General features: G+C 62.1%; 14 protein-coding genes and 1 pseudogene. 8 read left to right on the forward strand and 7 right to left on the reverse strand.

All coding sequences use genetic code 11. From position 1 onward, the window contains the following. Nucleotides 1–52 precede the first annotated feature (52 nt). The 5 genes and pseudogenes from coaBC (at nt 53) to argB (ending at nt 4,993) form a co-directional block, all read left to right on the forward strand. Nucleotides 53–1,261 (forward strand): bifunctional phosphopantothenoylcysteine decarboxylase/phosphopantothenate--cysteine ligase CoaBC, encoded by a 1,209-nt coding sequence (coaBC, locus tag KHO53_RS09955; protein ID WP_010225871.1) that lies wholly within the window; start codon nt 53–55, stop codon nt 1,259–1,261. A gap of 6 nt (nt 1,262–1,267) precedes the next feature. Beyond that, nucleotides 1,268–1,723: a dUTP diphosphatase gene (gene dut / locus KHO53_RS09960; protein ID WP_010225872.1), complete on the forward strand. Its 456-nt coding sequence runs from the start codon at nt 1,268–1,270 to the stop codon at nt 1,721–1,723. After that, nucleotides 1,720–2,532, forward strand: coding sequence for a hypothetical protein (locus KHO53_RS09965; RefSeq protein ID WP_213570261.1), 813 nt, complete (start codon nt 1,720–1,722; stop codon nt 2,530–2,532). Before dut ends, KHO53_RS09965 begins: the two co-directional genes overlap by 4 nt. 149 nt (nt 2,533–2,681) lie before the next feature. After that, nucleotides 2,682–4,058, forward strand: a pseudogene (locus KHO53_RS09970) (phosphomannomutase/phosphoglucomutase); the annotation flags it as partial. 29 nt (nt 4,059–4,087) lie between these two features. Further along, on the forward strand, nt 4,088–4,993 hold the full coding sequence (argB, locus tag KHO53_RS09975) for an acetylglutamate kinase (protein ID WP_010225876.1): 906 nt from the start codon (nt 4,088–4,090) through the stop codon (nt 4,991–4,993). 106 nt (nt 4,994–5,099) lie between these two features. On the opposite strand, the gene pyrE is transcribed toward argB, so the two are convergent. Further along, on the reverse strand, nt 5,100–5,741 hold the full coding sequence (gene pyrE, locus KHO53_RS09980) for an orotate phosphoribosyltransferase (protein ID WP_010225878.1): 642 nt from the start codon (nt 5,739–5,741) through the stop codon (nt 5,100–5,102). Nucleotides 5,742–5,821: 80 nt separating this feature from the next. Between pyrE and crc the strand changes: the two genes are divergently transcribed. Continuing rightward, nucleotides 5,822–6,601: a catabolite repression control protein Crc gene (gene crc, locus KHO53_RS09985; protein WP_010225880.1), complete on the forward strand. Its 780-nt coding sequence runs from the start codon at nt 5,822–5,824 to the stop codon at nt 6,599–6,601. 66 nt (nt 6,602–6,667) lie between these two features. On the opposite strand, the gene KHO53_RS09990 is transcribed toward crc, so the two are convergent. Together KHO53_RS09990 and rph are read right to left on the reverse strand one after the other, a co-directional pair. Then, entirely contained in the window at nt 6,668–7,036 is a 369-nt protein-coding gene (locus KHO53_RS09990; RefSeq protein WP_010225882.1) for a DUF4870 domain-containing protein, read from the reverse strand. 24 nt (nt 7,037–7,060) lie between these two features. Then, the gene (gene rph / locus KHO53_RS09995) at nt 7,061–7,783 is read right to left on the reverse strand and encodes a ribonuclease PH (RefSeq protein WP_010225884.1); all 723 of its coding nucleotides are present in this window, start codon (nt 7,781–7,783) and stop codon (nt 7,061–7,063) included. Nucleotides 7,784–8,019: 236 nt separating this feature from the next. On the opposite strand from rph, the gene KHO53_RS10000 reads away from it, so the two are divergent. Together KHO53_RS10000 and gmk are read left to right on the forward strand one after the other, a co-directional pair. Further along, nucleotides 8,020–8,883: a YicC/YloC family endoribonuclease gene (locus KHO53_RS10000; RefSeq protein ID WP_010225886.1), complete on the forward strand. Its 864-nt coding sequence runs from the start codon at nt 8,020–8,022 to the stop codon at nt 8,881–8,883. A gap of 13 nt (nt 8,884–8,896) precedes the next feature. Continuing rightward, nucleotides 8,897–9,517: a guanylate kinase gene (gmk, locus tag KHO53_RS10005; RefSeq protein WP_036995236.1), complete on the forward strand. Its 621-nt coding sequence runs from the start codon at nt 8,897–8,899 to the stop codon at nt 9,515–9,517. A 21-nt stretch (nt 9,518–9,538) separates the two neighbouring features. Here the strand turns inward: gmk and KHO53_RS10010 are convergent, their stop codons facing one another. The 4 genes from KHO53_RS10010 to KHO53_RS10025 all read right to left on the reverse strand — a co-directional run bounded on the left by KHO53_RS10010 (nt 9,539) and on the right by KHO53_RS10025 (nt 14,859). Continuing rightward, nucleotides 9,539–11,059 carry an APC family permease gene (locus KHO53_RS10010; RefSeq protein ID WP_010225890.1) on the reverse strand — a complete coding sequence of 507 codons (1,521 nt, stop codon included), beginning with the start codon at nt 11,057–11,059 and terminating at the stop codon, nt 9,539–9,541. 112 nt (nt 11,060–11,171) lie between these two features. Beyond that, nucleotides 11,172–11,951, reverse strand: a complete 780-nt coding sequence (locus KHO53_RS10015) for a gamma-glutamyl-gamma-aminobutyrate hydrolase family protein (RefSeq protein ID WP_100781864.1) — start codon at nt 11,949–11,951, stop codon at nt 11,172–11,174. Nucleotides 11,952–11,965: 14 nt separating this feature from the next. Continuing rightward, nucleotides 11,966–13,459: an aldehyde dehydrogenase gene (locus KHO53_RS10020; RefSeq protein ID WP_036995239.1), complete on the reverse strand. Its 1,494-nt coding sequence runs from the start codon at nt 13,457–13,459 to the stop codon at nt 11,966–11,968. A 17-nt stretch (nt 13,460–13,476) separates the two neighbouring features. Beyond that, nucleotides 13,477–14,859, reverse strand: a complete 1,383-nt coding sequence (locus KHO53_RS10025) for a glutamine synthetase family protein (protein WP_010225896.1) — start codon at nt 14,857–14,859, stop codon at nt 13,477–13,479. Between the last annotated feature and the right edge of the window lie 39 nt (nt 14,860–14,898).

Here is a 14,898-nt window from a genome sequence, read left to right on the forward strand (position 1 = left end):
GGCCTGGGGAGGCGTCGTCGCCGCGTGTAATCACTGAGCAAAAGGCAAGCCTATGCAGCGGCTGTATCGGAAGCGCATCGTTCTCGGCGTCGGCGGCGGCATCGCCGCCTACAAGAGTGCCGAGCTGGTTCGCCGACTCTTGGAACACGGCGCCCAAGTGCGCGTCGTCATGACCCGTGGCGGGGCCGAATTCATCACCCCGCTGACCATGCAGGCCCTGTCCGGCCACCCGGTGCACATGGACCTATTGGACCCTGCTGCCGAAGCGGCGATGGGCCATATCGAGCTGGCCAAGTGGGCCGACCTGGTGCTGATTGCCCCAGCCACCGCCGACCTGCTCGCGCGCCTGGCCCAGGGTGTCGCCGACGATCTGCTGACCACCCTGGTGCTGGCTACCGATGCCACCGTGGCCGTGGCCCCGGCGATGAACCAGGCGATGTGGCGCGACCCGGCCACCCAGGCCAACCTTGAGCTGCTGCAAAGTCGTGATATCCAGGTGTTCGGCCCGGCCTCCGGCAGCCAGGCCTGTGGCGATGTGGGCCTGGGCCGCATGCTCGAAGCCACTGACCTGGCCTGGTGCGCCGCCGAGACCTTCAAGCGCGAGTCGCTGACCGGCAAACACGTGCTGATCACTGCCGGCCCGACCCAGGAAAACATCGACCCGGTGCGCTACATCACCAACCACAGCTCGGGGAAAATGGGCTTTGCCCTGGCTGAAGCCGCCGTGGAAGCTGGCGCCAAGGTGACGCTGGTGACCGGCCCGGTGAACCTGCCGACACCCGATCGCGTCACCCGCATCGACGTGGTCAGCGCCCGCGACATGCTCGCCGCCTGTGAAGCCGCCATCCCCTGCGATGTGTTCATCGCCTCGGCAGCAGTCGCAGACTACCGCCCAGAAGTGGTGGCCCCGCAAAAACTCAAGAAAGACCCTACGACAGGTGACGGCCTGCTGCTGCAGATGGTCCGCAACCCGGACATTCTCGCCAGCATCTCCACCCGTCCTGACCGCCCGTTCAGCGTCGGCTTTGCCGCCGAGACCGAACACTTGCTCGATTACGCCGCGCGCAAGCTCAAGGACAAGAACCTCGACCTGATTGTCGCCAACGATGTGGCCAACCCCAGCATCGGCTTCAACAGCGAGGAGAACGCCTGCAGCGTCATCGACCGTCAACTTCACGCAACAGTTTTCGCGCAGACCAGCAAGGGCAAGATTGCCCGCCAGCTGGTAGCCTTCATTGCCGAACGTCTTAACCAGGTTTAACTTCGCATGCACGCTCTACAAGCCAAGATTCTCGATCCACGCATCGGCAGCGAGTTCCCGCTGCCGCAGTACGCCACCCCAGGCTCGGCCGGTCTCGACCTGCGCGCCATGCTCAAGCAAGACACCGTCCTCGAGCCAGGCCAGACCCTGCTGATCCCTACCGGCCTGTCGGTGTACATCGGCGATCCGGGCCTGGCGGCACTGATCCTGCCGCGCTCGGGCCTTGGCCATAAACATGGCATCGTCCTCGGCAACCTGGTCGGCCTGATCGACTCCGACTACCAAGGCGAGCTGATGGTCTCGTGCTGGAACCGCGGCCAGACCCCATTCACCATCGCCATCGGCGAGCGCATCGCGCAGCTGGTGCTGGTACCAGTGGTACAGGCGCACTTCGATATCGTCGAAACCTTCGACGAAAGCCAGCGTGGCGCTGGCGGCTTCGGTCATTCCGGTAGCCATTGAGGCACTTCCAGCAGGTGCTGCCGGGGCTACTGATTGCCCTGGCTGGCCTGCTTGCGGGCGTATTACTGACTTGGTTCACCGCAGTGCTGCCTGGCCAGCGTGACCACCGTAACAACCTGGCTTACGCCCAGGCCGGTGCACTCGTATCGCACCTGGACGCCTCGATCATTGGCGTCACCCGCGAGGTGGACGCCCTGATCAGAAGCCCGATGGTACTGGCATTGGTACAGTCACCTGACCCACAAAAGCTGCTCGGCGCATTCGCCCACCTCGACGGCCTGGTGGCGGCACAGTTGCTCAAACCTGGACAGGCCGCCTCGAGCCCACCCATGAGCGAGCCCGTGCTCGACATGGTCCGGCGCGCCGAGCGCGGCGTAGCGCCTGCCCTTGAAGCCTATCCTAAGGCTGGACAGCAACGGGTTTACAGCGTCACCGCACTGCGTGAGTCCGCTGACGCCCCCGTACAAGCCATTCTGGTGCTCACATTCGCGCTCTCACGCTTCACTGACCCACTGCAGCGCGATGCGGGTACGCTTGGTCAGATGCGACTGACACAATTGGTGTTCAACGACCCACCCGTCGAGCTTTTCAGCCACGGCCACAGCCAGGCGCCGGCACTGCACCAGCTGGGTACTGCCAACGCCACCTGGGCCTTGGGGTTTCAGCCCGGCCCCTTGATCGAGAACGCCTCGGCATTCAGGCTCAACCCCTGGTTGCTGCTCGCCGCCTTTCTGGCGTTAACCGGCCTGGTCGGCGGCTTATGGTTAACCGCCAGACGGTCCAAGAATGGAGCGGTAAACAACAGCTGAATGCAGACAGAACAAACTGTATCCGCGAACTCTGTCGCGAAAATGCCGTCAAAGGCGGACATATTGACTCGCGCAGTGGCTGCCGCTGACGCATTCAGCAACCCTTTCAGATTGGAGTTTCCCAGGTGACCAGCATGGAACGAGTGACCCCGAACCTTCCCGCCAGTATCTTCCGCGCTTATGACATCCGTGGCGTGGTCGGCGAAACCCTCACTGCCGAAACCGCCTACTGGATTGGTCGCGCCATTGGCGCACAGACCCTCGCCCAAGGCGAGCCGAACATTTCGGTCGGCCGCGACGGGCGCCTGTCAGGGCCAATGCTGGTCGAGCAACTGATCAAGGGCCTGGTCGAAGCCGGCTGCAAGGTCAGTGACGTTGGCCTGGTACCGACCCCCGCCCTGTACTACGCCGCCAACGTACTGGCCGGCAAGTCCGGGGTGATGCTCACCGGCAGCCACAACCCGCCGAACTACAACGGCTTCAAGATCGTCATCGCCGGCGACACCCTGGCCAACGAGCAGATCCAGGCACTGTTGACCCGCCTGCAAACCAACGACCTGAGCCGCGGCGAAGGCAGCGTCGAGAAAGTCGAAATCCTCGAGCGCTATTTCAAGCAGATCACCGGCGATATCAAGCTGGCGAAGAAGCTCAAGGTGGTGGTGGACTGCGGCAACGGCGCGGCTGGTGTGATTGCTCCGCAGCTGATCGAAGCCCTGGGCTGCGAAATGATCCCGCTGTTCTGCGAGGTCGATGGCAACTTCCCCAACCACCACCCGGACCCGGGCAAGCCTGAGAACCTGGTCGACCTGATCGCCAAGGTCAAGGCAACCGGCGCCGACCTGGGCCTGGCCTTCGATGGCGATGGTGACCGCGTCGGCGTGGTCACCAACACCGGCAACATCGTTTACCCCGACCGCCTGCTGATGCTGTTCGCCCAGGACGTGCTGGAGCGCAATCCGGGTGCCGAGATCATCTTCGACGTCAAATGCACCCGCCGCCTGACCCCGCTGATCGAGCAATACGGCGGCCGCGCGCTAATGTGGAAGACCGGTCATTCGTTGATCAAGAAGAAGATGAAGCAGACCGGCGCCTTGCTCGCCGGAGAGATGAGCGGCCACATCTTCATCAAGGAACGCTGGTATGGTTTTGATGACGGTATCTACAGCGCTGCGCGCCTGCTGGAGATCCTCAGCAAGGCCAAAACCGATGCTGAACAGCTGTTTGCTGCGTTCCCAAACGATATTTCCACGCCGGAAATCAATATTGATGTGACCGACGAGGGTAAATTCAGCATCATTGATGCACTGCAACGCGACGCCGACTGGGGCGACAACGCCAACCTGACCACCATCGATGGTGTACGGGTCGACTACCCCCACGGCTGGGGCCTGGTTCGCGCCTCCAACACCACGCCGGTGCTGGTATTGCGCTTCGAGGCCGACAATGACGCCGAACTGCAGCGTATCCAAGAGGTATTCCGCGCCCAGCTGAAGCGCGTTGCCCCTGACCTGCAACCCAAGTTCTGACCGACTATCTGTTCCAATTGGAGCCCTGCATGACCCTCGATCGCGATGCCGCCACCCATGTCGCCCAGGTTTTGTCCGAAGCGCTGCCTTACATTCGCCGCTTTGTCGGCAAGACCCTGGTGATCAAATACGGCGGCAACGCGATGGAGAGCGAAGAGCTCAAAACCGGTTTTGCCCGCGATGTGGTGCTGATGAAAGCCGTGGGTATCAACCCGGTGGTGGTGCACGGTGGCGGCCCGCAGATCGGTGACCTGCTCAAGCGTCTGTCGATCGAAAGCCGCTTCGTCGATGGTATGCGCGTTACCGACGCGCAAACCATGGACGTGGTAGAAATGGTCCTCGGCGGCCAGGTCAACAAAGACATCGTCAACCTGATCAACCGTCACGGCGGCAGCGCCATCGGCCTGACCGGCAAGGACGCCGAGCTGATTCGCGCGAAAAAGCTCACCGTCACCCGCCAGACACCAGAAATGACCACCCCGGAAATCATCGACATCGGCCATGTCGGCGAAGTGGTCGGGGTTAACACCGACCTGCTCAACATGCTGGTCAAAGGTGACTTCATCCCAGTAATCGCGCCAATCGGCGTGGGCGCCAACGGCGAGTCGTACAACATCAACGCTGACCTGGTGGCAGGCAAGGTGGCTGAAGCACTGAAGGCTGAAAAGCTGATGCTGCTGACCAACATCGCCGGCCTGATGGACAAGCAAGGCACCGTGCTCACCGGCCTGACCACCGAACAGGTCAACGAACTGATCGCTGATGGCACTATCTACGGCGGCATGCTGCCGAAGATCCGCTGTGCCCTGGAAGCGGTGCAAGGCGGCGTCAACAGCTCGCACATCATCGATGGCCGGGTGCCGAACGCGGTACTGCTGGAGATCTTCACCGACAGCGGTGTGGGTACTTTGATTACCAATCACAAGCCGCGTTAAACCCTTTCGCGGCTCAAACCCGCTCCTACAGAGCCTGTGGGAGCGGGCTTGACCCGCGATGAGGCACAAAAAAAGGCGACTCTATGGTCGCCTTTTTTTATTGGCTTCAGATACCGTACTGCGCCCGGTAGGCCTCGACGGCCGGCAAGTGCTGCTTGAGCGCCGGGTCGTCGGCGAGGAACTCCAGCACCTGGGTCAGCGAGACGATGCTCACCACCGGAATGCCGAAGTCACGCTCCACTTCCTGGATGGCTGACAGCTCGCCATTGCCGCGCTCCTGGCGGTTCAATGCGATCAGTACGCCAGCAGCCTTGGCTTGCTGGCCCTGGATGATCTGCATGACTTCGCGGATGGCAGTGCCGGCAGTGATCACATCGTCGATGATCAGCACATCACCGGTCAGCGGTGCGCCCACCAGGCTGCCGCCTTCACCATGGGCCTTGGCCTCTTTGCGATTGAAGCACCATGGCAGGTCGAGGTCATGGTGCTCGGCCAGGGCCACGGCAGTAGCCGCCGCCAGGGGGATACCCTTGTAGGCCGGGCCGAACAGCACGTCGAAGGGAATCTTGCTGTCGACGATCGCCGCAGCATAGAAACGCCCGAGCTGAGCCAGGGCCGAACCACTGTTGAACAGGCCGGCATTGAAGAAGTACGGGCTGGTGCGCCCGGACTTGAGGGTGAACTCACCGAAGCGCAGAACCCCGCGGTCGATGGCAAAACGAATGAAGTCGCGCTGATACGGCTGCATGAAGAGTCCCGGATACCACGGATTTAGCTAATTGAGTACAGCTCGGGTATCATACACGCACGAGATTTTTGGGGCCATTTATGCGGATCATCAGTGTGAACGTTAATGGCATTCAGGCTGCCGTTGAGCGTGGTTTGCTCAGCTGGCTACAAGCCCAGAATGCTGACGTCATCTGCCTTCAGGATACCCGCGCCTCGGCCTTTGAACTCGACGACCCAGCTTTCCAGCTCGATGGCTACTTCCTTTATGCCTGCGACGCAGAAGTTCCCGCCCAAGGCGGCGTGGCACTTTATTCGCGGTTGCAGCCCAAGGCAGTCATCAGCGGCCTGGGCTTCGAGACAGCCGACCGCTACGGACGTTACCTGCAGGCCGATTTCGACAAGGTAAGTATCGCAACCCTGTTGCTACCTTCGGGAATGAACGGCGATGAAGACTTGAACCAGAAGTTCAAGTTGATGGACGACTTCGCCAAGTACCTGGACAAGCAACGGCGCAAACGTCGTGAATACATCTATTGCGGCTCGTTGTACGTGGCGCAGCAGAAGCTCGACGTCAAGAACTGGCGCGATGGCCAGCAGTCTCCAGGCTTCCTGGCGCCGGAACGCGCCTGGATGGACGAGATTGTCGGCAACATGGGTTATGTCGATGCCCTGCGCGAAGTCAGCCGTGAAGGCGACCAGTACAGCTGGTGGCCAGACAACGAACAGGCCGAGATGCTCAACCTGGGCTGGCGTTTCGACTACCAGTTGCTGACGCCAGGCCTGCGCCGCTTCGTGCGCAGCGCACGTCTGCCACGCCAGCCGCGCTTCTCCCAGCATGCGCCGCTGATCGTGGACTACGACTGGACGCTGACCATCTGATGGTTCCAGCCACAAAAAAGCCGACTTCGCGTCGGCTTTTTTGTGGCTGGAACTTTTAGCTGATCATTATTTGATCGGCCGCCAGGTCAGCGGGTAGCGATACGGCTGACCTTCGTTGGCTTTGACCCCGGCAACAATAGTGAGGATCAGCACGGCAACCATCAGCATGCCGAACAGTACGATACCCACCAGCACGAACATCAGCGCAAAGCAGATGATCGAGGCCAGGAACACGGTGATCTGAAAGTTCAGCGCTTCCTTGCCCTGGGCATCGATGAACGGATCCAGGTCTTTCTTCCAGATCCACATCACCAACGGTCCCAGCAGGTTGCCCAGCGGAAAGACCAGGCCGAGCAAGGCAGCGAGGTGGCAGAACATTGCCCATTGCCGGATCTCGGTGTTGGGGGTGGGCAACTGCAACGGTTGCTCGGTCATGCTCTGCTCCTTGCCATGTGCGGATCAGTCGGCCAGCGAGGCCTTCTGCAGTTCGAACAGGTCGATCATGCCCTTTTGCGCCAGCGCCAGCATGGCATTGAGCTCTTCAGGCTGGAATGGCGCGCCTTCGGCGGTGCCCTGTACTTCGATGAAGCCACCCTGGCTGGTCATCACCACGTTCAGGTCGGTCTCGGCGGCCGAGTCTTCGAGGTAGTCCAGGTCGAGCACCGGCTCACCCTGGTACATGCCCACCGAAACGGCAGCGATCATGTGCTTGAGCGGGTCACCGCCCTTCAGGCCACCACGCTTTTTGACCACGCGCAGGGCGTCGACCAGGGCGACCATGGCGCCGGTGATCGAAGCGGTACGGGTGCCGCCATCGGCCTGAATCACGTCGCAGTCGACGTACAGGGTGATGTCGCCCAGCTTGCTCATGTCCAGCGCAGCGCGCAGGGAGCGGCCGATCAGGCGCTGGATTTCGAGGGTGCGGCCGCCTTGCTTGCCGCGGCTGGCTTCGCGCTGGTTACGCTCACCGGTAGAGCGCGGCAGCATGCCGTACTCGGCAGTCAGCCAGCCCTGGCCCTGGCCCTTGAGGAAGCGCGGGACACCGTTCTCGACACTGACGGTGCAGATGACTTTGGTGTCACCGAACTCGACCAGTACTGACCCCTCGGCGTGTTTGGTGTAGTTGCGGGTGATGCGGATCGAGCGGAGCTGATCGGCAGCGCGACCACTTGGACGTTTCATTTGGGATACCTGTACTGGACTTGAATCTGCCCAGCATTATAGAGCGCGCCGGGCGCTGAGGACACGCCTATTGTCGCAGGGCCCGAAACAGGGGGCCCAGGGCCGCAGGTCAGGTTTTTCCAGAGGCGCCCTGACTGTTTGTAACATCAGTGGATTGGGAGCCAGCGCCGCACTGCGCTACAATCCTGCGCCTTCAGCCGTTGGCTTTCTTTCATCTATTGCGCGAGGTACTTCCCATGGTGCACAGCATGACCGCTTTTGCTCGTGTCGAGCGCGCCGGTAGCCAGGGCACCCTGATCTGGGAACTGCGCTCGGTCAATCATCGCTACCTGGAGCCGCACCTGCGCCTCCCGGAAGCCTTCCGCGACCTCGAAGGCGCCGTACGCGAAAGCCTGCGCCAGGGCCTGTCGCGCGGCAAGGTCGAGTGTACCCTGCGCTTCAACGAAGAGAACAACGGCAAGGCCTTGCAGGTCGACCGCGAGCGGGCCGCGCAACTGGTTGCCGCCGCCGAGACGGTGGCCAGCCTGATCAAGCAGCCGGCGCCGCTCAACCCACTCGAAGTACTGGCCTGGCCTGGTGTACTGGTGGCCGATGCCAGCGACCCGCAGGCGCTCAACAACGAGGCCATGACCCTGTTCGAAGAAGCCCTGAACGAGCTGAAGAACGGCCGCAACCGCGAAGGCAGCGAGCTCGCCCGGTTGATCAACGAGCGCCTGGACAGCATGGCCAGCGAGGTCACCACCTTGCGCGCGCTGGTACCGCAGATGCTCGCCGCGCAACGGCAGAAGATCCTCGACCGCTTCACCGACATGCAGGCCGAGCTCGACCCGCAGCGACTGGAACAGGAAATGGTCCTGCTCGCGCAAAAGAGCGACGTTGCCGAAGAGCTCGACCGTTTGAGCACCCACGTCACCGAAGTGCGCCGGGTGCTCAAGTCCGGCGGCGCCGCCGGCCGGCGCCTGGACTTCCTGATGCAGGAGCTCAACCGAGAAGCCAACACCCTGGGCTCCAAAGCCTTCGACCCACGCAGCACCCAGTCCGCGGTCAACCTCAAGGTACTGATCGAGCAGATGCGTGAACAAGTACAGAACATTGAGTAAGGCCACCCCGACCATGAATCACAGCAGCGGCACCCTCTACATCGTTTCGGCCCCCTCCGGCGCCGGCAAGACCAGCCTGGTCAAAGCCCTGATCGACGCTGACAGCAGCATCCAGGTCTCGGTCTCGCACACCACCCGGGCCATGCGCCCAGGCGAAGTGCACGGCGTGAACTATCACTTCGTCGAGCACACCGCGTTCAAGCTGATGATCGAGCAAGGCGACTTCCTCGAACAGGCCGAGGTCTTCGGTAACTTCTACGGCACCTCGCGCAGCGCGCTGCAACAGGCGCTCGACCAGGGCCAGGACCTGATCCTCGAGATCGACTGGCAAGGCGCCCAGCAGGTGCGCAAGCTGATGCCCGGGGCGCGCTCGATCTTCATCCTGCCACCGACCCAGGAGGCCCTGCGCCAACGCCTGACCAACCGCGGCCAGGACAGCGACGAGATCATCGAAGGACGGATGCGTGAAGCGGTGAGCGAGATGAGTCACTACGACGAGTATGACTTCGTCATCATCAATGATGACTTCGCCACGGCACTGGAAGACCTCAAGGCGGTGTTCCGCGCCAATCGCTTGCTGCAGGCCAACCAGCAGCAGCGTCATGGCCAGCTGCTCAAGCAACTGCTTGCCTGAGCAACCGGCCACTCCAGCCGCTTAGCGGCGGCTGGAGACCGTGGCGTGACGATGCAGGGTCATGCCCAGGAAAAACGCCGGCGCACGCAGGCGTGACAGCAGCATCAGCACCAGGCCGAGCACGGTGATGATCATCGCGATCACGAACACCAGGCCCAACCCACCCACATGTGAACCGCTGCCGAACGACGGCGAGGCGCTGTCGATGGCTGTCTGCAGAAAGATCACCGAGAGAATGCCGCCACCGAGCAATGGGCACAGGCCACGCATCAGGAAGTGCCGCAGGCTGTCGAACAGGCTGTGGCGGAAGTACCAGACGCAGGCGTAGGCGGTCAGCGAATAGTAGAAGCAGATCATCATGCCCAGGGCGGTGATGGTGTCGGCCAGAACGTTTTCGCTCAGGGTCCGCATGGTCACATAGAACACCCCTGCTGCCATGCCAGCGCAGATGGTGGCGTACCGCGGGGTTTTCGAGCGCGGGCAGACGCTGGCGAAGCGCTCCGGCACAGCGCCGTAATACCCCATGGCCAGCAATGTACGCGCCGGCGACACGAAGGTGGACTGCAGTGAAGCAGCAGTACTGGCCAGCACGGCGATCGACATCAGGATCGCCAACGGCCCCATCACCGGACCGGCCAGGTGGGCGAAGACGTTTTCCTGGATGCGTGGGTTGTTCAGGCCCAGGCCGATATCACCGATACCGGCAAACTGCAGCGTGGCAATCGCCGTGACCAGGTACAACCCCAGGATCAGCAGCACCGTCAGGGTCGCCGCGCGGCCGGGGGTATCACCGCTGCCCACCGATTCTTCACTGATGCTCAGGCACACGTCCCAGCCCCAGAAGATGAAAATCGACAGCGACAGGCCGGCGGTAAAAGCCGAGAACGACTCAACACCGAAGGGGTTGAACCAGTCCAGATCGAACGCCAGCGGCGGCGTCGCCGAAGACTCGCCAAACGCGGCCATGGCAAAGCCCACCAACACCACCAGTTGCAACGCCACCAGACCGTACTGCACGGTCATGGTCGTGGCGATGCCGCGACAGCAGATCCACACCGCCATGGCGATGAACACGCAGCAGGTGACCACATTGACCAGCAGGTTGTCGCTCAGCGCAGCCACCTCGTGGCTGCCGGAGATCTGCCCAAGGAATAAATAGAAGAAGTCGACGGCCACCCCGGCCAGGTTTGACAGCACGATGGTGGTCGCGGTGACCAGCCCCCAGCCGCCGATCCAACCGATCATCGGGCCGAATGCCCGCGCCGACCAGGTAAAGGAAGTACCGCTGTCCGGCTCGGCCGCATTCAGCTCACGATAACCCAGGGCCACCAGCAGCATCGGCAGGAAGCCAACGATGAATACCGCCGGCAGATGAGCCCCGACTTCACGCACGGTCGGGCCCAGCGCGCCAGTCAGGGTATAAACCGGGGCAATGGTGGAAATGCCCAGCACGATGCTGGCCAGCAGTCCGAGCCGGCCCTTGGCCAGCCCCTTGGATCGCCCGCCCTCACCTGGAGACAGGCCTGCTTTGTGTTCACTCATGAGTAGTTGCCGCCAATATTGGTATTGTTTTTCAGGACACCCCGCGGGATGTCCGCTTTCACTCACTGAAACTTGTTGCGTGGTACTTCAAGCCCGGATCAACCGGCTGACCTCATAGGGTCTTCTCCCGGATCTGCTCACCCGTGGCACGGGCCAGGCATGCCTCACGGAACGCCTGGAACAGGCGCAGCGAGACCGGGTTGTCGGCAAAGCGGTACTCGGGGTGCCATTGCACACCGACCACAAAGCCTGGGGCGTCATCCATGGACACCGCTTCGACCAGTCCATCGGGGGCCAATGCTTCGGCTCGCAAGCCGTCGGCCAGGCGATCGATACCCTGGCCGTGCAGCGAATTGACCATGAAGCTGTGCTCCATCCCCAGGCGCTCGAACAGCCCGCCGGGCTGGACAATGACCAGGTGACGGGGGCTGTACTGTTCTTCCAGCGGGGCATCCTGCGGCTCGCGATGATCCAGGTAGCCCGGCAGCTCCTGCACGCGCTGGTGCAAGGTACCGCCGAGGGCCACGTTGAGTTCCTGGAAACCACGGCAGATGCAGAACACCGGCACGCCGTCGGCAATCGCGGCCTGCAGCAGCGGCAGGGTCAGCCGATCGCGAAACACGTCGTGCTTGGTCCCTTCCACGCTGGGGGCGCCATTGTAATGATGCGGCTCGACATTTGAAGGCGAACCGGTAAAAAGAATGCCATCGAGCCGCTCTAGCACACGGCGCGGGTCGCTGGGCTCTGCCCTTGCCGGGAGGATCAGGGGGATCCCGGCAAAGCCTGCGGCCTCGACATATTTGTCGCCAACGGTGTGCGACGAGTTCTTGCCCAGTTGCTGGCGGCAAGCGGAAACGCCAATCAAAGGCGACATTGCGGCGGTAGTTTGCATGGGTTCACCCTCCCTTACAGCTTGATCCAGGTCGCCTTGAGTTCGGTGTATTTGTCGAGAGCGTGCAGCGATTTGTCCCGGCCATTGCCCGACTGCTTGAAGCCGCCGAACGGGGCGGTCATGTCGCCGCCATCGTACTGGTTGACCCAGACGCTGCCAGCACGTAGGGCGCGAGCGGTGTTGTGGGCACGGGAAATGTTGCTGGTCCATACCGCCGCAGCCAGGCCGAAAGGCGAGTCGTTGGCGATGGCGATGGCTTCTTCAGGGCTGTCGAAGGTGATCACCGACAGCACCGGGCCGAAGATTTCTTCGCGGGCGATACGCATGGCATTGGTGACGCCGTCGAAGATCGCCGGCTGCACATACACGCCGCAGGTGTCTTCCAGTACTCGCTCACCGCCGGTGACCAGGGTGGCACCGTCAGCCTTACCGGCTTCGATGTAACCAAGCACGGTATCCAGCTGGGTGGTGTCCACCAGGGCACCGACCCGGGTGTCCGGGTCCAGCGCATGGCCAGGCTTCCAGGCCTTGAGAGCCTCGACCACCATTGGCAGGAAGCGCGCCTTGATGCTGCGCTCGACCAGCAGGCGCGAACCGGCAATGCACACCTCGCCCTGGTTGAAGGCGATAGCGCTGGCCGCGGCTTCGGCGGCCGCCTGCAGGTCCGGCGCGTCGGCGAAGACGATGTTCGGGCTCTTGCCACCGGCTTCGAGCCAGACCCGCTTCATGTTCGACTCACCGGCGTAGACCATCAGTTGCTTGGCGATACGGGTGGAGCCGGTGAACACCAGGGTGTCGACATCCATATGCAGGGCCAGGGCCTTGCCGACGGTATGGCCGTAGCCTGGCAGCACGTTGAGTACACCGGCCGGCAGACCCGCTTCGATCGCCAATTGGGCGATGCGAATGGCGGTCAGCGGCGACTTTTCGGACGGCTTGAGGATCACCGAGTTACCGGTGGCCAGGGCCGGGCCGAGTTTCCAGCAGGCCATCATCAGTGGAAAGTTCCACGGAACAATGGCCGCGACCACGCCGACCGGCGAGCGGGTGACCAAACCCAGCTGGTCGGACGGGGTCGCAGCAACTTCGTCGTAAATCTTGTCGATGGCTTCGGCATTCCAGCGGATGGCGTTGGCCGCGGCCGGAATGTCGATGCTCAGGGAATCGGCAATCGGCTTGCCCATGTCCAGGGTTTCCAGCAATGCCAGTTCTTCGGCATTTGCCAGAAGTAAATCAGCAAAGGCGATCAGCACCCGCTTGCGCTGGGCCGGGGCCTGCTCAGCCCAGATGCCGCTGTCGAAACTGCGCCGGGCAGCGGCCACCGCACGTTCGGCGTCGGCGCTGTCACAGCTGGCGATCTGTGCCAGTTGGCGGCCGTCGACCGGGCTTGCGCACTCGAAGGTCTCGCCGGACACACTGGCGCAGTACTGGCCGTCGATAAAGGCGCGGCCTTCGATGGTCAGGCTCTGGAAAAGCTGTTCCCAGTGTTGGCGTGGTGCTGTTGTCATTGTTGTTCTCTCCGGCGTCACACCGTGTGCAGGTACCAGTTGTATTCGAGGTCGGAAATCGACACTTCGAACTCAGCCATCTCGCTTTCCTTGCAGGCGACAAAAATATCGATGTAGTCCGGGCTGATGTATTTGTTCAGCACTTCACTGTCATCGAGCTCACGCAGCGCATCGCGCAGGTTGTTCGGCAGGCTCTGTTCCAACTGCTCGTAGGAGTTGCCTTCGATAGGCGCTCCCGGCTCGATCTGGTTGGTCAGGCCGTGATGGATACCGGCGAGAATCGCCGCCATCATCAGGTAGGGGTTGGCGTCAGCGCCGGCGACACGGTGCTCGATGCGCACGGCATCGCTGCTGCCGGTCGGCACGCGGACGGCGACGGTACGGTTGTCCAGGCCCCAGCTTGGCGCATTGGGCACATAGAACTGGGCACCGAAACGCCGGTAGGAGTTGATATTCGGGCACAGAAAGGCCATCGACGCCGGCATGGTCTCCAGCACGCCACCGATGGCGTGGCGCAGGGTTTCGCTTTGCTCGGGGTCTTCGCTGGTGAAAATGTTCTTGCCGGTTTTCTTGTCCAGCAACGAAATGTGCACATGCAGGCCGTTGCCGGCTTGGCCCGGGTAGGGCTTGGCCATGAAGGTGGAGTCCATTTCATGGTCGTAGGCGATGTTCTTGATCAGGCGCTTGAGCAACACCGCGTAGTCGCAGGCCTTCATCGGGTCGGCGACGTGGTGCAGATTGACCTCGAACTGTGCCGGGGCGCTTTCCTTGACGATCGCATCCGCCGGAATGCCCTGCTCCTTGGCGGCTTCGAGCATGTCCTGCAGGCAATCGACGTATTCATCAAGATCGTCGATCAGGTACACCTGGGTCGACTGCGGGCGCTTGCCGGAGATCGGCGAGCGCGGTGGTTGCGGACGGCCATTGAGGTTGTCCTGGTCGATCAGATAGAACTCAAGCTCGAACGCCGCGCAGATGTCCAGGCCCAGCGCGTCGAACTTCTCCACCACGCTACGCAGCACTTCCCGCGGGTCGGCAAAGAATGGCGTGCCGTCCAGCTCGTGCATGGTCATCAGCAATTGCGCGGTCGGGCGTTTCTGCCAGGGCTCATAAGCAAGGGTGCCGGGGATCGGATAGCAGATGCGGTCGGCATCGCCGATGTCCAGGCCCAGGCCGGTGCTTTCGACGGTCGAGCCGTTGATGTCCAGGGCAAACAGTGAAGCCGGCAGATTGATGCCTTTTTCGTAGACCTTGACCAGGCTTGCACGCTCGATGCGCTTGCCACGCACCACGCCGTTCATGTCTGCAATCAGCAGATCGACAAATTGCACCTCAGGGTGGGCCTGGAGAAATTCACCCATCTCATCGAGAGGGATGGCGCACGGGGAGACCGACGTCATGGCTAGGCATCCTTTGATTTTTTATCGAACGACATGGAG

The sequence above is a fragment of the Pseudomonas sp. RC2C2 genome (assembly GCF_018390435.1).
Lineage (GTDB): Bacteria > Pseudomonadota > Gammaproteobacteria > Pseudomonadales > Pseudomonadaceae > Aquipseudomonas > Aquipseudomonas donghuensis.